This window comes from Providencia sp. PROV032 (genome assembly GCF_028484875.1).
GTDB lineage: Bacteria > Pseudomonadota > Gammaproteobacteria > Enterobacterales > Enterobacteriaceae > Providencia > Providencia rettgeri_E.
Map to the genome: position 1 here is coordinate 43849 of NZ_JAMPSX010000022.1, position 20679 is coordinate 64527.

General features: G+C 40.6%; 18 protein-coding genes. 4 read left to right on the plus strand and 14 right to left on the minus strand.

Features of this window, described 5'->3' with window-relative positions; translation table 11 throughout:
- Nucleotides 1-188: 188 nt before the first annotated feature.
- Complete coding sequence (gene purL / locus PSF42_RS15145; protein WP_272680311.1) at nt 189-4076, minus strand: phosphoribosylformylglycinamidine synthase; 3888 nt, start codon at nt 4074-4076, stop codon at nt 189-191.
- A 268-nt stretch (nt 4077-4344) separates the two neighbouring features.
- Here purL and mltF point away from each other — a divergent pair, with 268 nt between their 5' ends.
- The gene (gene mltF / locus PSF42_RS15150) at nt 4345-6009 is read left to right on the plus strand and encodes a membrane-bound lytic murein transglycosylase MltF (RefSeq protein ID WP_125892240.1); all 1665 of its coding nucleotides are present in this window, start codon (nt 4345-4347) and stop codon (nt 6007-6009) included.
- 40 nt (nt 6010-6049) lie between these two features.
- On the opposite strand, the gene tadA is transcribed toward mltF, so the two are convergent.
- Complete coding sequence (gene tadA, locus PSF42_RS15155; RefSeq protein WP_272680312.1) at nt 6050-6532, minus strand: tRNA adenosine(34) deaminase TadA; 483 nt, start codon at nt 6530-6532, stop codon at nt 6050-6052.
- 95 nt (nt 6533-6627) lie between these two features.
- Nucleotides 6628-7275, minus strand: a complete 648-nt coding sequence (leuE, locus tag PSF42_RS15160) for a leucine efflux protein LeuE (protein WP_125892244.1) — start codon at nt 7273-7275, stop codon at nt 6628-6630.
- Between the two features lie 184 nt (nt 7276-7459).
- Between leuE and PSF42_RS15165 the strand changes: the two genes are divergently transcribed.
- Complete coding sequence (locus PSF42_RS15165; protein WP_102137513.1) at nt 7460-7909, plus strand: XRE family transcriptional regulator; 450 nt, start codon at nt 7460-7462, stop codon at nt 7907-7909.
- Between the two features lie 519 nt (nt 7910-8428).
- Nucleotides 8429-8689: a YfhL family 4Fe-4S dicluster ferredoxin gene (locus PSF42_RS15170; RefSeq protein ID WP_036959019.1), complete on the plus strand. Its 261-nt coding sequence runs from the start codon at nt 8429-8431 to the stop codon at nt 8687-8689.
- An 87-nt stretch (nt 8690-8776) separates the two neighbouring features.
- Here the strand turns inward: PSF42_RS15170 and acpS are convergent, their stop codons facing one another.
- The 11 genes from acpS to rpoE all read right to left on the minus strand — a co-directional run bounded on the left by acpS (nt 8777) and on the right by rpoE (nt 18684).
- Nucleotides 8777-9163: a holo-ACP synthase gene (gene acpS / locus PSF42_RS15175; protein ID WP_125892246.1), complete on the minus strand. Its 387-nt coding sequence runs from the start codon at nt 9161-9163 to the stop codon at nt 8777-8779.
- A complete protein-coding gene (pdxJ, locus tag PSF42_RS15180; RefSeq protein ID WP_213913156.1) occupies nt 9163-9894 on the minus strand; it encodes a pyridoxine 5'-phosphate synthase in 732 nt (243 codons plus the stop codon). Before pdxJ ends, acpS begins: the two co-directional genes overlap by 1 nt.
- Nucleotides 9895-10181: 287 nt before the next feature.
- Nucleotides 10182-10910 carry a DNA repair protein RecO gene (gene recO / locus PSF42_RS15185; protein WP_125892250.1) on the minus strand — a complete coding sequence of 243 codons (729 nt, stop codon included), beginning with the start codon at nt 10908-10910 and terminating at the stop codon, nt 10182-10184.
- A gap of 11 nt (nt 10911-10921) precedes the next feature.
- A complete protein-coding gene (gene era / locus PSF42_RS15190; protein WP_125892252.1) occupies nt 10922-11830 on the minus strand; it encodes a GTPase Era in 909 nt (302 codons plus the stop codon).
- Nucleotides 11827-12507: a ribonuclease III gene (gene rnc / locus PSF42_RS15195; RefSeq protein WP_102137508.1), complete on the minus strand. Its 681-nt coding sequence runs from the start codon at nt 12505-12507 to the stop codon at nt 11827-11829. Before rnc ends, era begins: the two co-directional genes overlap by 4 nt.
- Nucleotides 12508-12809: 302 nt before the next feature.
- A complete protein-coding gene (lepB, locus tag PSF42_RS15200) occupies nt 12810-13775 on the minus strand; it encodes a signal peptidase I (RefSeq protein ID WP_125892254.1) in 966 nt (321 codons plus the stop codon).
- Between the two features lie 17 nt (nt 13776-13792).
- On the minus strand, nt 13793-15586 hold the full coding sequence (gene lepA / locus PSF42_RS15205) for a translation elongation factor 4 (protein ID WP_125892449.1): 1794 nt from the start codon (nt 15584-15586) through the stop codon (nt 13793-13795).
- A 419-nt stretch (nt 15587-16005) separates the two neighbouring features.
- Nucleotides 16006-16470: a SoxR-reducing system protein RseC gene (gene rseC, locus PSF42_RS15210; protein ID WP_272680313.1), complete on the minus strand. Its 465-nt coding sequence runs from the start codon at nt 16468-16470 to the stop codon at nt 16006-16008.
- Between the two features lie 3 nt (nt 16471-16473).
- Nucleotides 16474-17424: a sigma-E factor regulatory protein RseB gene (rseB, locus tag PSF42_RS15215; protein ID WP_125892258.1), complete on the minus strand. Its 951-nt coding sequence runs from the start codon at nt 17422-17424 to the stop codon at nt 16474-16476.
- The gene (gene rseA / locus PSF42_RS15220; RefSeq protein WP_102137504.1) at nt 17424-18047 is read right to left on the minus strand and encodes an anti-sigma-E factor RseA; all 624 of its coding nucleotides are present in this window, start codon (nt 18045-18047) and stop codon (nt 17424-17426) included. Before rseA ends, rseB begins: the two co-directional genes overlap by 1 nt.
- Nucleotides 18048-18105: 58 nt before the next feature.
- Nucleotides 18106-18684, minus strand: a complete 579-nt coding sequence (rpoE, locus tag PSF42_RS15225) for an RNA polymerase sigma factor RpoE (RefSeq protein WP_004264984.1) — start codon at nt 18682-18684, stop codon at nt 18106-18108.
- A gap of 394 nt (nt 18685-19078) precedes the next feature.
- On the opposite strand from rpoE, the gene nadB reads away from it, so the two are divergent.
- The gene (gene nadB, locus PSF42_RS15230) at nt 19079-20674 is read left to right on the plus strand and encodes an L-aspartate oxidase (protein ID WP_272680314.1); all 1596 of its coding nucleotides are present in this window, start codon (nt 19079-19081) and stop codon (nt 20672-20674) included.
- Nucleotides 20675-20679: the final 5 nt, after the last annotated feature.

Genomic DNA, 20679 nt, shown 5'->3' on the forward strand with positions numbered 1-20679 from the left:
TTATTTTTTAATTAAAAAGTTAATCTGATATATCAAAAAATTCATTCACAAAATAAATTAAAAATTAATTAATATTTAAATAATAAAAAAGCACCCTATCATTTTGGCTTTATACCTCATGATAGGGTGCTTGTATTCAAATTAGCGTAAAGACTAATTTGCTTAGAGACTAATTGCTTAAATGCGAATTAGCCTAATTGCTTACGTGCATTACGGAAAATGCGCATCCACGGGCTGTCTTCTCCCCAATTTTCAGGGTGCCATGAATTGCTCACAGTACGGAAAACACGCTCAGGGTGCGGCATCATGATCGTTGCTCGGCCATCTGTTGAGGTCACCGACGTAATACCATTAACTGAGCCATTCGGATTCGCTGGGTATTGCTCGGTCACTTGGCCATAGTTATTTACGAAGCGCATTGCCACCAGCCCATTATCTTCTAGTTGCTGTAAATGCGCGGCTGCACGTGCTTCCACTTGACCTTCACCATGAGAAACCGCTATTGGCATACGAGAGCCCGCCATGTCTTGCAGTAACAGCGATGGGCTTTTTGCTATTTCAACTAAGCTAAAACGCGCTTCAAAACGTTCAGAACGGTTACGCACAAAACGCGGCCAGAACTCAGCACCTGGGATAAGCGAATGCAAGTTCGACATCATCTGGCAGCCATTACATACTCCCAATGATAAAGTGTCTGCACGGTTAAAGAACGCAGCAAATTCATCACGGACTTTATTATTGAACAGAATAGATTTTGCCCAACCCTCGCCTGCACCTAATACGTCCCCATAAGAGAAACCGCCACAAGCCACTAACGTTTGGAATTGCTCCAAAGACAAGTTACCCGCAAGTAAATCACTCATATGCACATCAACCGCATCGAAACCAGCACGGTCGAAAGCGGCAGCCATTTCCACATGGGAGTTCACGCCTTGTTCACGTAAAACAGCCACTTTAGGACGCACGCCTGACAAAATAAACGGCGCTGCAATGTCTTCTTCAATGTCATAAGTCAGTTTCACATTCAAGCCAGGGTCTTGATTATCCTGCTTCATCGCATGTTCTTCGTCTGCACACACTTCGTTATCGCGCAAGCGCTGCATTTGCCAAGTGGTTTCAGCCCACCATTGACGTAATAAGCTACGAGACTCACGATACACAACCGTGTCACGGCTATTGATGATCACGACATCATCCTGTATTGCAGCACCTAAATAATGAACACAGCCTGCAAGCCCTGCTTGCTCAAAGCATTCTGCCACATACGCTCTATCCGCTTCATTAACTTGAATGACCGCGCCTAACTCTTCGTTAAATAATGCCGCTAAGGTATCTTCATCGAATGAACTGATATCGACATTTATACCGCAGTGACCCGCAAAAGCCATTTCCACTAACGTGACGAATAAGCCACCATCTGAGCGGTCATGGTAGGCTAATAATTTTTGCTCTGATAATAACTTCTGAATGGTATTAAAGAAGCCAAGCAATACTTCTGGATTGCGTACATCCGGGGCTTTATTACCTAATTGACGATATACCTGTGCTAGCGCAGAACCGCCTAATGCGTTATTACCTTGCCCAAGGTCAATCAATAACAAGGCATTATCTTTAATTGTTTTTAATTCAGGTGTCACGGTTAAGCGAACATCTTCAACACGCCCAAATGCGCTGATCACCAAGGAAAGTGGCGATGTCATTTCACGCTCTTCACCATCCTGCTGCCAACGCGTTTTCATTGACATAGAGTCTTTACCAACAGGGATGGTTAACCCTAACGCAGGGCAAAGCTCTTCCCCTACCGCTTTAACCGCTTCATATAAACCGGCATCTTCCCCTGGGTGCCCGGCTGCTGCCATCCAGTTTGCAGAAAGTTTTACACGTTTAAGATCTTGCACATAAGAGCATGCTAAGTTAGTTAAGGCTTCACCTACCGCCATACGCGCCGACGCGGCGAAATCCACTAAAGCCACTGGCGTTCTTTCACCAATTGACATGGACTCCCCGTAGTAGCTATCTAAACTCGCAGCCGTGACCGCACAATCAGCGACAGGGATCTGCCATGGGCCAACCATCTGATCACGGGCAACCATACCTGTAACGGTGCGATCCCCTATGGTAATTAAGAATGTTTTTTCAGCTACAGCGGGTAAATGCAGAACACGTTTTACCGCTTCATTTAAATTAATCGCCGTTCTGTCTAATGAATCTGGCTCTGCCTTTAATGTTTTCACATCACGCAACATTTTGGGTGTTTTGCCTAATAAAACATCCAGTGGCATATCAATCGGCTGGTTTGCAAAATGTTCATCATTCAGCGTTAAATGACGCTCTTCAGTGGCTTCCCCAATGACGGCGAACGGTGCCCGTTCACGTTCACAAATCGCAGTAAATACAGGAAGTTGCTCAGGTGAAACCGCCATGACATAACGTTCTTGTGACTCATTACACCAAACTTCTAGCGGGCTCATACCTGGCTCATCATTCAGGATCTTACGTAATTCAAAACGCCCACCACGGCCACCATCATTCACCAGCTCAGGCATGGCATTCGATAAACCACCCGCACCTACGTCATGGATAAATAAGATAGGGTTATCGTCGCCAAGCTGCCAGCAACGGTCGATCACTTCTTGGCAACGGCGTTCCATTTCAGCGTTATCACGCTGTACTGAAGCAAAATCGAGGTCCGCATCGGATTGGCCTGATGCCATGGATGAAGCGGCTCCACCACCTAACCCAATATTCATTGAAGGGCCACCCAGTACAATGAGCTTAGCACCGACCGTAATTTCACCTTTTTGTACGTGGTCTGCACGGATATTCCCTATGCCGCCTGCCAACATAATGGGTTTATGATAACCACGTAACTCTTCACCATTGTGGCTATTGACCTTTTCTTCATAAGTACGGAAATAGCCTAATAACGCAGGACGGCCAAACTCATTGTTAAATGCCGCCCCCCCTAATGGCCCTTCCATCATAATATCCAAAGCGGTCACAATGCGCTCTGGCTTACCAAAATCTTCTTCCCAAGGCTGTTCAAAACCAGGAATACGTAGGTTAGAAACCGAAAAACCGACTAAGCCCGCTTTTGGCTTCGCGCCGCGACCTGTTGCGCCTTCATCACGAATTTCACCACCAGAGCCTGTTGCTGCTCCTGGCCAAGGCGAAATCGCTGTTGGGTGGTTATGGGTTTCCACTTTCATTAAGATATGAGCATCTTCTTGGTGGTAGCGGTAAGTGCGCCCTTCGGGCTCAGGGAAGAAACGACCAACAGGCGAGCCTTCCATCACGGCTGCGTTATCTTTATATGCCGATAAAACGTGGTCAGGTGTTTTTTCAAACGTATTTTTAATCATTTTAAACAGCGATTTAGGCTGTTCTTCACCATCAATCACCCAATCCGCATTAAAGATTTTGTGGCGACAATGTTCTGAATTTGCTTGAGCAAACATGTATAGTTCAACATCCGTTGGGTTACGCTCTAACCCAATAAAGGCATCTAGCAGGTAATCAATTTCGTCATCAGCTAACGCTAGGCCCATTTCCCTGTTTGCTGTATCCAATGCAAGACGGCCCCCCGTAATCACATCAATGGATTTCATTGGTGCCGGCTGCTGCTGCACAAATAATGCACTCGCTTGTTCAAAAGAAGAGAAAATGCTTTCCATCATGCGATCGTGCAAAGCCGCGATCACTTCATGCCACTGTTCTTGGGTCAGTTCACCACCTTGAACATAGTAAGCAACCCCACGCTCGATACGCTTTACTTGGCTAAGGCCACAGTTATGGGCAATATCCGTTGCTTTTGAAGACCATGGAGAGATAGTACCCGGACGAGGGGTGACTAAAATAAGCTTACCGAATGGGTCGTGCTCTGCCAGAGAAGGACCATACTTTAACAAACTGCTTAGTTTGCCTTGCTCGCTATCACTCAACGGCGCCGATAATTCAGCAAAGTGCATATATTCAGCATAGATATCCGTGACAGGAAGCTGTTTTTCTGCAAACAGCGCCAAAAGGCGGGTAATACGAAATGCTGATAGAGCAGGTGAACCACGCAAAATTTCCATCGTCTTAATTTCTCTCTTTTAAACGCCAGCCCTGAACATGAAAGCAGGGAAACCGGAACACATTATAGAGCAATGTTCATCAATACGAAACCGTTTGCGTGATTAAAAAGGAAGCGATTAGTTAAATATTATTCTGTGCTAAATACGATAATATAGGTTGCACCGTTCCTAAATGTTGAGCAAAATAGCCGACTACTGGAATTATAACCATATTTAGCCATACTCTTTATTGATGTATAGCACCAGTCAATGCACGAGAAACTATTATTTGAATAACTTAAAAGTTAACTATTTAATTGTCGTGGTTATCGCGCTACTGGCTACTATGGTCATCGGTTTTAACGTCCGTTGGCCCAATACGCAAAATTCACAAATTAATAAAATTATTTCTCAAGGTGAATTACGTATTAGTGCCGTTAGCTCACCACTTATCTATATTGATGAGCAAAAACAGCTGCGTGGGTTTGACTACGAGTTGGCTCAAGGCTTTGCCTCATACCTAGGTGTTAAGCTTAAAATAACCATCCGCCCAACATTCGAGCAAATATTCGATGACCTTGAAAATGGTGATGCTGATATCGCAGTCGCGGGCTTGTTATATAACAAAGATCGTTTAGCCAAAACGAAAACCGGTCCTAGTTACCTCAATGTCACTCAACAACTTGTTTATCGCAAAGGAACCAATCGCCCTAAAAATTTCAATGAAATTAACGGCAAATTATTGGTTACTGCTGGCACCGCTCATGCAAGCACACTAAAGGCGCTGGCCAAAGAATACCCAAACCTAAAGTGGGAGGAAACCTCAAAATACAATACCAATCAAATCCTTGAAATGGTTGCTGATGGCGAGGTTGACTACACATTAGAAGACTCTATCGCAGTTGCATTACAGCAACGTATTCACCCTCAAATTGCTGTTGCTTTTGATTTATTGGATGAACACGCTATCACTTGGTACATGCGTCGTAGCAAAGAAAACAGTTTAGACGCTGCATTACTTGATTTCTTTAATCTCAGCCATGAGACCGAATTACTCGCACGTCTTAATGAAAAATATTTTAGTCATGTAGAGTCTTTCGATTATTTCGACACAATGGCATTTATAAAAGCAATTGATAACAAACTTCCCGAATATCAACCGCTGTTTGAAAAGTACGCTCAGGTAATTGACTGGAAATTGTTAGCGGCTATCGCATGGCAAGAGTCCCATTGGGACCCTTTAGCAACTTCGCCTACGGGGGTACGTGGGTTGATGATGCTAACCAAGCCAACGGCAACAACAATGGGTATTGCTGACAGGTTAGACCCTGAAGAAAGTATTAAGGGTGGAGCCGCGTATATTGCTTATATTATGGAACGTTTACCTGAAACCATCGAAGAGGATGACCGTATCTGGTTCGCCCTTTCTGCCTATAATATGGGATATGGGCATATGCAGGATGTACGTAAATTAACTGAAATGTTAGGTGGAGACCCTAACCGGTGGCTAGACGTAAAAGCCCGTTTACCTTTATTAACACAGAAAAAATATTACTCACAGCTCACTTATGGTTATGCACGTGGCCACGAGGCTTATCGTTACGTTGAGAATATTCGTCGTTATCATCAAAGCTTAGTTGGTTACCTACAAAGCCAAGAAAGAAAACAGCATGCGCTTGATATTGCACAAAAATCACTTATTTATTTAATCTCCCCAGAGGATCATACAGAAGGTGGAGCTCTAACGATTCAAAACCAGTCCCCTATTCCTGAAAAAGTGAGTACTACACACTTAGGGAAAATGAGTTCTGTAACGCAACCACCTAAAACACTCGAAGAAAAAAGACTACCATTAGGTAAGTATCTGCTTTCACTACATCCAGCGCAAAATACCGATGAAACCGATGATAAAACGCCCATCACACCACTAAAAGCACCTGAGAAGCCGTTATAAATCATGCTAAAATAAAATGGGAGCGCTAAAATTTACCCTATTAGCGCTTTTGTTCTTTTTTTTGGGCTCTACGCAGCTTAAAAAAAGCACTCAGCATTGAAGAACACTCTTTTTCTAGAACACCACCAGTAACATCCACATAATGATTTAACCCTGCTTGTCCCATGATATCTAGGTAAGAACCACAAGCTCCCGTTTTAAAGTCCTTAGCACCATAAACTACACGGCTAATACGGCTGTGGATCATTGCACCTGCACACATAATACAAGGCTCTAAGGTGACATATAAGGTGGTATCTAATAACCGATAATTTGACAACTCATGCCCTGCTTGTTGTAAAGCCATAATCTCAGCATGTGCTGTCGGATTATGATCAATAATAGAGCGGTTCCAACCCGAAGCAATCAAATGGTTATCTTTCACTAAGACCGCACCGACAGGAATTTCTCCAAGATCTTGTGCTTTTAGCGCAAGTTCAATGGCTTGTTGCATCCAATACTCATCAATTTCTATTTGTGTCACTCTTACCTCTAACCAATGCGTTTACACGTGATTATCCTTAAATGTTAGAATGACCGCAATTAAAATGCTTTTGCTTTTATAATAACAGCCTAATTTTAATTGCTGAAAATCGCTAACTTAGCTGCAAACCCCATAAAAAACGCACCTACCGTACAATTTCCAAGCTTTGCAAGGAGTTGTTTTTCACGTAAAAAACGGGCTATCAAGTAACCACTAAAAATCAATAAGCTTAAGTATAAAAAACTAACTAATTCTAGAATAGTTGCCAGTACAAGATAAGGCACCCATGCATGAGAGTAATTAAAATCAACAAATTGTATAAAGAAAGAAATATAAAATAAAATTGCTTTTGGGTTTGTTAAGCTAAGTACAAGGGCACGAGTAAAATGTTTTTCTGTTTTGATTGAGATAGTCTCAATGCCGTCTTTATTAGATTTTTTATGCATAAATGTGCTATATAAAATTTTACCACCTAAATATAGCAGGTAAGCTGCACCTAAATAGCGTACTATCATAAATAGTGTTGGAGATGCTTTTATCACTGATGCGACACCGATAAATGATAGGAAAATTAATATCGCATCCCCAGTAAATACCCCTAGAGCAGCTCGATAGCCAAACCGTGTACCGCTCGATGTACTTGTTTTTAATACATATAATGAATTAGGTCCAGGTACAATAATGATTAATACAAGCCCTGCCAAATAAGTCCAGAAGTTAAGAACCCCAAGATTTTCGAACATACTTTTAACCCTTTATCTTTTTTATTATTTTTATCATAACTTTCAATCTTTGTGAATATTTATTCTATTAATTAGATGTATGAAATGAACTAATAATAAAGATTATTTTAAATCTAACTTATTTATTTATGATAACTAGGCAATCACATTATTATTCATTATTAACATTAGAAGGAATAAATATATGGCTATCATTAGACGTTTAGTACAAGATGGTTCATTTGAAGAGTTTTATCCAACAACAATGACCTTCAGCGCTGCAAAGCGTAATTATTTTTTAGGTCACTCAAAAGATAAAACTTACGTTGTATATTCCATGGCTGAAAATGGTAAAATCGACCCAAATGCTCCTGCACAAAAAGGAAAATTAAGATCCTACCTTGGTAATATTCAAGCATTTTATGATACGGTAGAGAATAAACAATACTTATATGGATATAATTTAAGCGAAAAAATCGTCGAGTTATATGAAATCGATGATAAAGCAGGTATAAAACTACTCTATGTTGATGAATTTACTGTTGGAAGTACGATTCAATCAGCAACTCTGTTTATTGCTAATGGCCTCATTCATATATTTAGCCAAGCTGAAAAAGATAAAAGCTGGAGAACTCATAGCTATAGTATCATATAATATCAGCGTTATATTTTATGAACATTTAAATTAGTGCCCAAGGGGCATTATGCCCCTTATTTAAAATAACTAATTTAAAATTATATTTTTATAATGAGATTAATAACAATCATAACCACAGGAGGAGTCTTAGTATAAAAAACACCATTAATAATTAAATTAACAATCTTTATTTCACATATCTAAATTCAACTTTTCAGTATAAGTGTATTTACATTCTCGTCTAAATTTATATTATTATATTTTAACTTACTGATTGTTATAAATCAGAAAGTAACTACCCGGATATTACTAAAACAATAAAAAACACCAATATTTTAAAATAAAAAAATTGATAACCAAAAAACAAAAATTTATCGTTGAAATGATATAAAACATCTACATTATGATTTTTGTTACTTTTTTCAAACTTTGAAGGTAAAATACACGGCATAAAAATATAAAAAACAAACGAAAGTAACGAATAGGTGCAAGGTATAAGTTACTAGTTTTTAACTTAATACAATGTAAGTAACTGATATGTCTTTATTAATTACAAAACGCTGTATCAATTGCGATATGTGCGAACCTGAGTGCCCAAATGATGCAATTTTTATGGGCGACGAAATTTATGAAATTGACTCAACCCTATGTACTGAATGTGTAGGCCATTACGACAAACCTACTTGCCAGTCTGTATGCCCAATTACTAATACGATCATCACTGACCCCCAACATATCGAGACTGAAGAACAGCTTTGGGATAAGTTTGTCGCCATTCACCATGCGGATAAAATTTAGGCTTAACTTCACTTATTTTTAATTATCCACCTAGTTACCCCTAAATGCTGCCAGTGACTTTTACTGGCAGCTCGATATAACATCAATTTAAGAATTACTTTCTATGATAACTGTCGCAGATGCATAATGCCGTTCATCGGTAATAGAAACATGGCAATGCGTGACTCTTAACCGATTCGCTAGCTCTAATGCCTCACCAGTTAAACTTAATAATGGTTTCCCCAATTTGTCATTGGTGACTTCAAATTGGTTAAAGGCTAAACCATTACGGATCCCAGTACCTAATGCTTTAGCTGCCGCTTCTTTCACAGCAAACCGTTTTGCTAAAAAACGAGCTGGCTTTGATTGCTGTTGATATTGGGCTAATTCAGTCTCAGTTAGAATTCTTTTCGCCAGACTATCACCGGTTCGTTCAAGCACCGACTCAATTCGAGCAATCTCAACAATATCCGTTCCTAATCCAACAATGGCCATTATTTACGTGCTTCTAATAAGATTTTTTTCATATCAGCAACGGCTTGGGCCAAACCACTAAACAAAGCTCGCCCAATAATCGCATGGCCAATATTAAGCTCATAAATTTCAGGCAACTGCGCAATACGTTGAACATTATGGTATGTTAAGCCGTGACCTGCATTGACTTTAATGCCTTTACTTGCTGCGTACACGACGCCATCGCGAATACGACGAAATTCTAACTCTTGCTCTTGTTCTGACTTAGCATCAGCATAAGCTCCTGTGTGAATTTCAATAAATGGTGCCCCACACGCTTGAGCTGCATCAATTTGCTGATGATCCGCATCGATAAATAATGAAACAAGAATACCCGCGTCAGTTAGACGTTTTACAGCATCAGCCACTTTCTGCTTTTGACCCGCAACATCTAAACCGCCTTCAGTGGTGACTTCTTCACGCTTTTCTGGCACTAAACAGCAAAAAGTCGGTTTGATACGGCATGCAATTTCAACCATTTCCTCAGTTACTGCCATTTCAAGATTCATACGCGTTTGAATAGTTTCATTCAACAAAGTGATGTCTCTATCTGTAATATGGCGACGGTCCTCACGTAAGTGCACTGTAATACCGTCAGCACCTGCTTGCTCCGCAACAAATGCAGCTTGTACAGGGTCTGGATATTGCGTTCCTCTTGCATTTCTAACCGTTGCAATATGGTCGATATTTACGCCTAACAAAAGCTCTGCCATTTTTTATTCCCCATTAATAAATGCTAATAAACTTATTTACCCACTATCCTACTGTAATTTTCTCTGTTGAGGGAATAAATCTCTCACCATTCGAAGCAAATTCCAATCCACACGCTCTGTTTCAGTACTTGAACTTTATTTTTGCGAAGCGCTTCGTAAGATTTTATATCGGCAAAAAATTAGCGTTGTCTGATTACGCTAATTCAGCTAAAAAGACACATGAGAAAAGGATTTATGGCAATGATAACGGCGTGACAAATTAGATAAAAATAAAATTAAAAACAGTGTTAACTCTGTTTGTTATGTTCAACGGGTGAATAAGTAAACTGACGAAATAATTCTCGGCTTTTTAAAGGTTTACCACCTAAATAAGGTTTTAATGCCAGCCGGGTAAAACGTTTTGCTGCTTTAAGCGTATCTGCGTCAGGAAATTCTTGACTCGCCAATGCTTTCAATTGTTTACCCGTAAAACTAAGTTGGTCAACAACCAAACTGCCAATGAACCCCTTTTCTTCTCTATACCGGTAAGTCATTGTGTCAGAAACAGGTTCCCCGCTACCAGCACAATGTAAAAAATCAACACCATAACCAAGGTAAGAAAGCAAAGCTAATTCAAATCGACGCAATGCAAACTCGGGAGTGCGCTCACTTGCAGCCAGAATTTGTAAGCAGGAGAGGTAATCAAAAAATAGTGCAGAATATGGTGTACCAAATTCTAATACACGCGCGGTTAATTCATTAAGGTATAAACCGCTATATAGTACGGTACCTGTTAAAGGGAGGGCTAAAGATACGGGATCCGCATTAATTAAGGTTTTGATTTCACCTTTGCCACCCCAACGGATGAGCAAAGGTGTAAAGGGCTGTAAACTCCCCCTTAATGGTGAGCGATTACGGCGAGCGCCTTTTGCAAGTAAACGTATTTTTCCTTCACCTTCAGTAAAAAAATCGAGCAATAAACTCGTTTCACTGTAAGGCCTTGAATGGAGTACAAACGCACGCTGCCAACCACTCACTTTGCCACCTACTATTTTAGGTCGTCAACATAACCTAGGCTGCGTAATGCTCTTTCGTCATCAGCCCAACCAGATTTAACCTTAACCCAAAGCTCAAGGTGAACCTTGTTATCAAACATTCTTTCCATATCAATACGAGCTTCGGTACCAATAGTTTTCAGTTTGCTACCTTTGTTACCAATAACCATTTTCTTTTGGCCTTCACGCTCAACAAGAATTAAGCCATTGATATGGTAAATACCCGTATCAGTTACTTTAAATTGTTCAATTTCAACTGTAATTGAATATGGCAGTTCGTCACCTAAGAAACGCATGAGCTTTTCTCGGATAATTTCTGATGCCATAAAACGCTGCGAACGGTCAGTAATGTAATCTTCTGGAAAATGGTGCACTGCTTCAGGGATATGCTGTTTTACAATCTTAGCGATGGTATCAACACCTACACCTTTTTCTGCACTGATAGGAACAACATCCAAGAAATTCATTTTCTGGCTGATCATACCAATATGAGGAAGTAAAACCGTTTTATCAGTGACGTTGTCAATTTTATTAATCGCTAAGATCACAGGGCAACGTAAGCTAGATAGCTTGGTCAGTACCATCTCATCATCAGCGGTCCAATTCGTCCCTTCAACAACAAAAATAACTAATTCAACGTCGCCAATTGAACTGGATGCAGCGCGGTTCATTAAACGGTTGATTGCACGTTTTTCTTCAATATGAAGTCCTGGGGTATCAACATAAATAATTTGATAGTTATCTTCTGTATGGATCCCCATAATACGATGGCGAGTCGTCTGTGGCTTTCTCGAAGTAATCGAAACTTTTTGCCCCAGTAATTGATTCAATAATGTCGATTTACCGACATTTGGCCGTCCAACTATGGCAACAAAACCACAGTGGGATTGTAATTCACTCATTCAAGCTCCAAAATTTTCAATGCTTGCTCTGCTGCTGCTTGCTCTGCTTTACGACGGCTTGAGCCAACACCATTAATCGGTTGGTCAATACCACTAACTTGGCAGTGGATCGTAAACTCTTGATCGTGAGCTTCACCTTTAACCTGAACAACCAAATAATTAGGTAGTGGTAAATGGCGCCCTTGCAGATATTCTTGTAACCTTGTTTTCGGGTCTTTTTGTTTATCACCCGGACTGATCTCAACCAGTCTACTTTGATACCAATCTAAAATAATTCTTTCGATCGTTTGGATATCACTATCTAAAAAAATACCACCGATCAGTGCTTCAACAGTATCAGCAAGGATAGATTCGCGACGAAAACCACCGCTTTTTAATTCCCCAGGCCCTAAACGTAAACATTCACCGAGTTCAAATTCGCGTGCGATTTCTGCTAATGTATTTCCGCGTACAAGCGTTGCTCGCATACGACTCATATCCCCCTCGTCTACCTTTGGAAAACGGTGGTATAAGTCATTTGCGATCACAAAACTCAAAATCGAGTCACCTAAAAATTCTAGACGCTCATTATGTTTGCTGCTTGCACTTCTATGTGTCAATGCTTGGATTAATAATTCGTTCTGTTTGAATTGATAACCAAGCTTACGCTGTAATCTTTCTAATAAAGAGGGGTTCATGTGCGCCCAACCATTTTTATTTGATAAAAAAGCACACGCAACAGACCTGTAAAATACCCCATTTTACAAAACTGTTGCGTTTGCACTGACACCTTATTTTCCCACATTTTTTGCAGCTCAGTGGAACTAATTATAAAAAACTATTAGTTACAATAAGTTAAAATGGGAGAGTTAATAATTGAGGAGCCAATAATATTAATTAATTTATATTGTACACTGGGTAAAACAATAATGCTTCGGATAATGCAGGTTTTCAAACGAAAACCTGCATTTTCAACATTTCGCTAAACCAACTAATCAAATTATAGTGGACCAATTCGACTAAAGCGTACACCCGTCGGCCATTCGTTTTCTTGTTTATCTAAACTTAACCAAATAAATACCGCACGACCAACTAAATTTTCCTCCGGTACAAAGCCCCACATACGGCTGTCAGAGCTATTATCTCTGTTATCACCCATCATAAAGTAGTGCTTTTCAGGAACAATCCATTCATTCCTCGGCATGCCTGGTTGCAAATATTTTGCTTCAGTAATTGCTTGGCGAATAATAAGAATTTGATGCTCAACAGTATCTAATTTTTCGCTGCGCTCATACTGACGTAGCGCATTCCTTGGTAATGCTTGATCTAACGGAACTTCATAATTCCCTTTTTGGTTGTCAACAACAGAACCGATATCAAGGAACATTGTCCACTCACTCGGAGCCAGAGGGCCATAAACAATTGGCAGCTTCTCTGTACACTTGTTGTCAGCACAATTTGGGTAAATTGTTAGCTCTTTAGCATCCGGGTTATAAACAATTTTATCTCCAGGTAGACCAATAACACGCTTTACGAAATCCACGTTAGTATCTTTCGGATATTTAAATACCGCGATATCACCACGCTTTGGCTTACCCGTTTCAATGAGTGTCGTTTGGGTAATTGGATCTTTTAACCCATATGCAAATTTCTCTACCAACATAAAGTCACCAACTAACAACGTTGGCATCATTGACCCTGAAGGTATTTGAAATGGCTCATAAATAAATGAGCGCACAATCAATACAATCGCTAACACAGGGAAAATAGATGACCCTGTTTCAAGCCATGATGGACGGCGGACAGCATTTGCTACATCCGCTTCACTCACTGCGCCATTCGCTGCATCTTGTAACTGCTTGAGTTTTGCTTTACGTGCAGGTGCAAATTTAAACTTGTCTAAACACCATATAATCCCTGTGATTAATGTTGCCAGTGTTAGGATCAAGGCAAAGGTGTTCGCCATTGAGGCTCCTTGTAAACTTAGTCTTTACCAACGTGCAATATAGCAAGGAACGCTTCTTGTGGTAGCTCAACGTTACCAACCTGCTTCATACGTTTCTTACCATCCTTTTGCTTCTGCAACAGTTTTTTCTTACGACTAACGTCACCACCATAACACTTGGCGAGTACGTTTTTACGCAATTGTTTAACTGTAGAACGAGCAATAATGTGGTTACCAATAGCTGCTTGTATCGCAATATCAAACTGCTGACGAGGGATTAGCTCTTTCATTTTTTCAACCAGTTCACGACCACGATGTTGAGAGTTCGCACGGTGAGTGATCAAAGCCAACGCATCAACACGCTCATTGTTAATAAGAACATCAACACGCACCATGTCTGATGCTTGGAAGCGTTTAAATGCATAATCTAAAGATGCATATCCTCGAGAGGTTGATTTTAAGCGATCGAAGAAATCCAATACGACTTCTGCCATTGGGATTTCGTAAGTCAGCGATACTTGATTACCATGATAGACCATATTGGTCTGAACGCCACGTTTCTCAATACAAAGTGTAATAACGTTACCTAAATATTCTTTAGGCATCAGCATATGGCATTCTGCGATTGGTTCGCGTAATTCTTCAATATTGTTCAATGCTGGTAGCTTAGATGGGCTATCAACATACACGATATCACCGTTGGTTTGCTGCACTTCGTATACTACCGTGGGTGCAGTGGTAATCAAATCAAGGTCATATTCACGTTCTAAACGCTCTTGAATGATTTCCATGTGCAATAGGCCAAGGAAACCACAACGAAAACCGAAGCCTAGTGCAGTCGAAGTTTCTGGCTCATAGAATAAAGAGGCGTCATTTAGACTTAATTTACCTAACGCATCACGAAATGATTCATAATCATCAGAACTTACAGGGAATAACCCAGCGTAAACCTGTGGTTTAACCTTTTTAAACCCAGGCAATGCTTTATCCGCTGGATGACGAGCTCCCGTTAGCGTGTCACCGACTGGAGCTCCTGTAATATCTTTAATTGCACAAACCAACCAGCCTACTTCACCGCAATTCAAAACATCGCGATCAATTCGCTTGGGTGTAAAAATACCGAGACGGTCCGCGTTATACACTTGGCCAGTGCTCATGACTTTAATTTTATCGCCTTTTTTCAATGTTCCGTTCTTAATGCGGATCAATGAAACAACGCCTAAATAGTTATCAAACCATGAGTCAATGATGAGTGCTTGCAAAGGCGCATCTGCATCCCCAACAGGTGGTGGGATCTCTTTAACGAGGCGTTCAATTACATCTTGAACACCAATACCCGTTTTCGCAGAGCAGCGAACCGCATCATGTGCATCAAGACCAACAATATCTTCTATCTCATCAGCAACACGTTCAGGATCGGCAGCGGGTAAGTCAATTTTATTTAAGACTGGAACCACTTCTAAGTCCATTTCGATAGCGGTATAGCAGTTTGCCAAGGTTTGAGCTTCAACACCTTGCCCTGCATCAACCACCAGCAAAGCACCCTCACAGGCTGCTAATGAACGAGATACTTCATAAGAGAAGTCAACGTGACCCGGTGTGTCAATGAAGTTTAATTGGTAAGTTTCACCATCTGAAGCTTTATAATCAAGCGTCACGCTCTGTGCTTTAATAGTGATCCCACGCTCGCGCTCTAAGTCCATCGAGTCTAAAACTTGCGCAGCCATTTCGCGGTCGGTTAAACCACCACAAATTTGGATAATGCGGTCTGACAAGGTCGACTTACCGTGGTCGATATGAGCAATGATGGAAAAGTTTCTTATATTATTGATTTTCAAGGTAATATCTTCTTTTAAATTGCCTTACAAAATCAGTTTTGTGCAAATGTCGCAACAAAACTAAAATGCTATGATTATCACAAGATTGTTAATTAGCTGCATTTTACATATAAGAACCCGCTAACACAAAGATTCAATGTAAAACAACTGTAAACCTACATAAGATAGGTAGGTTAGTCGCCCTAATTCAGTATAAATACGACTCACTTCAACCATTTTTATAGCCATAATCAATCTATTGTAATTTCTAACTCAAAACTGACAAAATATGTTAATGACCTGATTTGTCATAATACTATATCTGTCATAATACTATTTGCCTGCTAACTAACTCTCATCCACAAAAAAGGGAAACATATGTTCCCCTTCTATTGATAATATCAAATTAACCTTCTAACTCAACATATTGAAATTTAGCAATTAATTTGCACTGAAAGCTCGTTTGGATGTAACCCGATCTGTAAAACAACGGGTTGAAAAGCTTCATCATCACGCCAATTTGATGCGAGTCTACGCGCGGCATAAAAACCAATAATACCACCAATTACACCTGAAATCGCTATCCAGAGCTGCTCAAAATCAAACGCCTGCGCTAAGCCAGCAAAAATAAATAACCCGAAAATAGGCGTTAAATAAACTAATAGCGCTGAGCGAATTAAACTTCCTTCAGGAATACCGACTTCAACTTTTTGCCCCTCAACTAGCGGTTGCTCAATCGCAATTTCTAATTCATGTTCCGTATTTGGCCCTATTTTGCTTAAAGCATAAGAACCACAGGTTTTTCGAGCACTACAACTGCCACACCCGGACGAAGAACCATAGCGCAATAAAGCCCTACCGTTTTGCCAACGGACTACTGTTGCCCACTCTTTTACCATAATTTACTCCCGAAACTGAATACTACCTGCGACCATTTGTGCTGTTGCTAACGGTAATTCACCGATGATAGTGATGACATTTTGCTTTTGCGTCATTGTGTAAATAGTCCGACGCCCATTTTGAAGCGGTTGGTCAAGTAACGGGCCTTTAGTCGATTTTGTCACATTTACAGAAAAGGTAAATAAACCATCACTAAACATCGCGGTTTCTACTACGTCATCTTCCGCCAATTTTCGCGAAGATCGAGATATTTCTTCAAAACCTGGAGGTAACATGCCCACTTGCCATTTAAAAGAAGGATTTCCATTTGTAGGGGAAATCAATAATGGTGGCATATTTACCTTACTTAATGTGAGTAATGAATCCTTCACTGTTTGGCTATCTAGCACCGTCGAGATAACACGAAATTGTTCTAATGTTTGGCTATTATTATCGAGAAGGTCAATACGTAATGGCAATTTCGTTTCTTCGTCGATTAATACTACATAGTTAAACCGAGAGTTGTCTTTCGATATTATGCGAATTACTAATGCGGGCCTATCGCCAATGTGGGTACGCCCTGCATCAATAAAATTATAATAAGGCTTAATCTGTTGATAATTGGCAAAAACTACTGACGGTAAGTTATCAACTATATATTTGCCGTTTAAGCTAAAAGCATCAAAACCAGGTTCAAAATAACTGATTTTATTGCCCTTTTGTACAATTTCACGGCGCGATGAGTCCATTTGGATCATTTGTGAAACAGGCTCACCATTGATGACTGCATGACGATAACGTACTGGTGTTATTGATTGCGGGCTGAATGTCATATAAGACATTTCGTAAGAAAGGTTCTGGGCAGCATTTCCCATTTCTTTAAAAAGAACATCGGCATCTAGTTCAGATGCCGAAGCTTGATTAGAAATAATCAGGCTGCCCGTCAGGCAGATGACGGATAACCATTTATTCATTATTGCAATTTAACTCCTGCTGAAGACGCAGGTTGTGCAGACTCTTGATATTGCTGGTTAAGCATCGAGCGTCTTTCAATTTCATATTGTTGAAGCATCGCATTAATACGTTGATTTTGTTGTTCAACTTGTTGAATTTGCTGCTCATTACCAAATAATTGGTTATCTGAGATATTCAAGCTAACTGGCGCCCCACTACCGACAGGGATCGTGTTGAACATTGGCTCGTCAACAGGAGAGTCAACAGCACTACTTTGGTTATATTGTTGAACACCAACAATCACGGCCAAAGATACACACGCTGCAACACCAATTTGAGTCAACTGGCTCGCCCAAGGACGAATTTTGCCCCAGAATGGGAAAGCCCCCCAAGTCGCAGGCTCTGGCTGCGATTCGACAACTACCTGAGGATTAATACGCACAGCTTCATTCTCTAATGCTGCCGCAACTTTACTTGCAATATCAAAGTGCATGACTTCACTAGTATCGTTACGTAGAGTATCACGAATAAGATGATAGCTCTCCCAACGTTGTTTTAACGTTGAATCACGTGAAATAGCGTTGACCAGTTCTAAGTCTAGTACTTCGCCATCCATCATTGCGGAAAGTTTCTCTCTTTGCATGCCCAATTACCTTCAGTTAATTGCATCACAATTATATTTAATTGACTGATTTAACATATTAATACTGTTGAATCAGTGGTTGAACTTTATTGTCAATTGCTTCCCTTGCCCTAAAAATCCGAGAACGTACGGTGCCAACTGGGCAATCCATTATTTCTGCGATTTCTTCGTAGCTCAAACCATCTAACTCGCGAAGCGTAATTGCCATTCTGAGGTCCTCAGGCAGCGATTCGATGGTTCGGAAAACAACTTTCTTTAATTCATCAGACAACATTAAGTTCTCTGGGTTCGAAATTTCTTTTAAGGCACCTGCGGTTTCAAAGTTTTCTGCATCACTCGCTTCCAAGTCCGACGCAGGTGGGCGTCTATCTTGGGCAACTAAATAATTTTTAGCTGTATTTACCGCAATCCGATAAAGCCAAGTATAAAATGCGCTGTCACCACGAAATGAACCAATGGCACGATAAGCTTTTATAAATGACTCCTGTGCAACATCAGGCACATCCGCTTGCGGTACATAGCGGGATACTAGGCTCGCGACTTTATGCTGATATTTTATCACCAATAAGTTGAAAGCTTGTTGATCGCCTTTCTGTACCTTTTCAACCAAAATCTGGTCGGTCAGTTGCTCGCTCATTCCAGGAAATATCTCCCGAATTCAGGCCGATAATATGTTAACTTGATCATGTTCTCCCTTCCTAAAGCAAGCACTACTTTGAGTAGTAGAACTCGTTGAAGTTCAATTTAATCTAAAAAAATAGTCAAAAATTTACAAAACCGATAAAAAAATTACTTAGATGATCTTAAAGATCCTTATTAAAACAAATGCCTATAATAATCTTACTGACTCATAAGACAGCATACAGATTTTAAATATGAATGCGATAGCTATCACAGTAAAACCATTTGAATACGTAAATAGCGCTAGGTCAATATACTGTGTCTTAACAACCATCCACTAATAGCAATAGGACACTCGATAGGCTAACATAAAAAACTCAATACATACTATTATATACATGCAAACACTTATGAACGGATCCACACAGCATTACACTGATATTTTAATCATTGGGAGTGGTGTCGCAGGACTTTCAGCTGCCTTACGGCTCGCCCCTTTTCATCAAGTGACCATTCTCAGTAAAAGCAGCCTCAGCGAAGGGGCATCTTATTACGCGCAAGGCGGTATTGCCGCTGTTTTTGATGACACAGACAGCATCGAATCCCATGTTGAAGATACCCTAATTGCTGGTGCAGGTATCTGTCAAAAAGAAGCGGTTGAGTTTATTGCCTCCAATGCGAAACATTGCGTACAGTGGCTTATCGACCAAGGGGTTTTATTCGATACTGAAGTTACCGAGAACGGCGAAACACAGTATCATTTAACACGTGAAGGTGGTCACAGCCATCGCCGGATCTTACATCATGCCGATGCGACAGGAAAAGAAGTTGAAACCACCTTAGTCGATCTTGCTTTTGCCCATCCCAACATTCATATTAAAGAACGTTATAATGCCGTCGACCTTATCCTTTCCAATGCGTCTGAATCACCACGAATTTTAGGCGCTTACGTTTGGAACCGCCACAAAGAACAAGTTGAAACTATTCGAGCGAAAACAATTGTACTCGCCACAGGTGGGGCGGCTAAAGTTTATCAATATACCACAAACCCAGATATTTCTTCTGGTGATGGCATAGCAATGGCATGGCGAGCTGGCTGCCGTGTTGCTAACCTTGAATTTAATCAATTCCACCCGACTTGTTTGTTTCACCCACAAGCACGTAATTTTTTATTAACCGAAGCATTACGTGGTGAGGGGGCTTACCTCAAGCGCCCTGATGGAAGCCGGTTTATGCCCGATCACGACGATCGTGGTGAACTTGCTCCTCGCGATGTTGTTGCACGAGCTATTGACCATGAAATGAAGCGTCTTGGGGCTGATTGCATGTATTTAGACATCAGCCATAAGCCTAGCGATTTCGTTAAAAATCATTTTCCAACGATTTATGCGAAATTGATGACGTTAGGGCTCGATCTGACCAAAGAGCCCATCCCTATCGTTCCTGCAGCCCATTATACCTGCGGTGGTGTTATTGTAGATGAAGCCGGTATGACTGATATCACGAACCTCTATGCAATTGGCGAAGTTAGCTACACCGGCTTGCACGGTGCAAACCGTATGGCTTCCAATTCGCTATTAGAATGCTTGGTATACGGCTGGGCGGCAGCAGAAAACATTAATAAAACGATCAAACAGATCGATGAAATTCCCTATTTATCTGAATGGGATGAAAGCAGAGTACATAATTCAGATGAACAGGTCGTCATTCAACATAACTGGCATGAATTGCGTCTATTCATGTGGGATTATATGGGGATCGTAAGAACCACGAAGCGCCTTGAACGCGCACTGCGTCGCATCCATCTATTGCAGCAAGAGATTCATGACTACTATGCTAATTTCCGTATTTCAAATAACTTACTTGAATTACGTAACTTAATTCAAGTCGCTGAGTTAATGGTTCGCTGTGCATTAGAACGCAAAGAGAGCCGTGGGTTACATTACACCTTAGATTACCCAGAACCACTTCCTAATTCAGGTCCCACTATTTTAAAACCTGAATAACATGA

What these genes read in the sequence shown, in the direction of transcription:
- nadB (WP_272680314.1), top strand. Translation starts at nt 19,079, where the DNA reads ATGAACGGATCCACACAGCATTACACTGATATTTTAATCATTGGGAGT.
- leuE (WP_125892244.1), bottom strand. Translation starts at nt 7,275, where the DNA reads ATGTTCGAAAATCTTGGGGTTCTTAACTTCTGGACTTATTTGGCAGGG.
- PSF42_RS15170 (WP_036959019.1), top strand. Translation starts at nt 8,429, where the DNA reads ATGTCTTTATTAATTACAAAACGCTGTATCAATTGCGATATGTGCGAA.
- rpoE (WP_004264984.1), bottom strand. Translation starts at nt 18,684, where the DNA reads ATGAGCGAGCAACTGACCGACCAGATTTTGGTTGAAAAGGTACAGAAA.
- acpS (WP_125892246.1), bottom strand. Translation starts at nt 9,163, where the DNA reads ATGGCCATTGTTGGATTAGGAACGGATATTGTTGAGATTGCTCGAATT.
- pdxJ (WP_213913156.1), bottom strand. Translation starts at nt 9,894, where the DNA reads ATGGCAGAGCTTTTGTTAGGCGTAAATATCGACCATATTGCAACGGTT.
- purL (WP_272680311.1), bottom strand. Translation starts at nt 4,076, where the DNA reads ATGGAAATTTTGCGTGGTTCACCTGCTCTATCAGCATTTCGTATTACC.
- lepB (WP_125892254.1), bottom strand. Translation starts at nt 13,775, where the DNA reads ATGGCGAACACCTTTGCCTTGATCCTAACACTGGCAACATTAATCACA.
- era (WP_125892252.1), bottom strand. Translation starts at nt 11,830, where the DNA reads ATGAGTGAATTACAATCCCACTGTGGTTTTGTTGCCATAGTTGGACGG.
- rnc (WP_102137508.1), bottom strand. Translation starts at nt 12,507, where the DNA reads ATGAACCCCTCTTTATTAGAAAGATTACAGCGTAAGCTTGGTTATCAA.
- PSF42_RS15165 (WP_102137513.1), top strand. Translation starts at nt 7,460, where the DNA reads ATGGCTATCATTAGACGTTTAGTACAAGATGGTTCATTTGAAGAGTTT.
- rseA (WP_102137504.1), bottom strand. Translation starts at nt 18,047, where the DNA reads ATGCAAAGAGAGAAACTTTCCGCAATGATGGATGGCGAAGTACTAGAC.
- rseB (WP_125892258.1), bottom strand. Translation starts at nt 17,424, where the DNA reads ATGAATAAATGGTTATCCGTCATCTGCCTGACGGGCAGCCTGATTATT.
- rseC (WP_272680313.1), bottom strand. Translation starts at nt 16,470, where the DNA reads ATGGTAAAAGAGTGGGCAACAGTAGTCCGTTGGCAAAACGGTAGGGCT.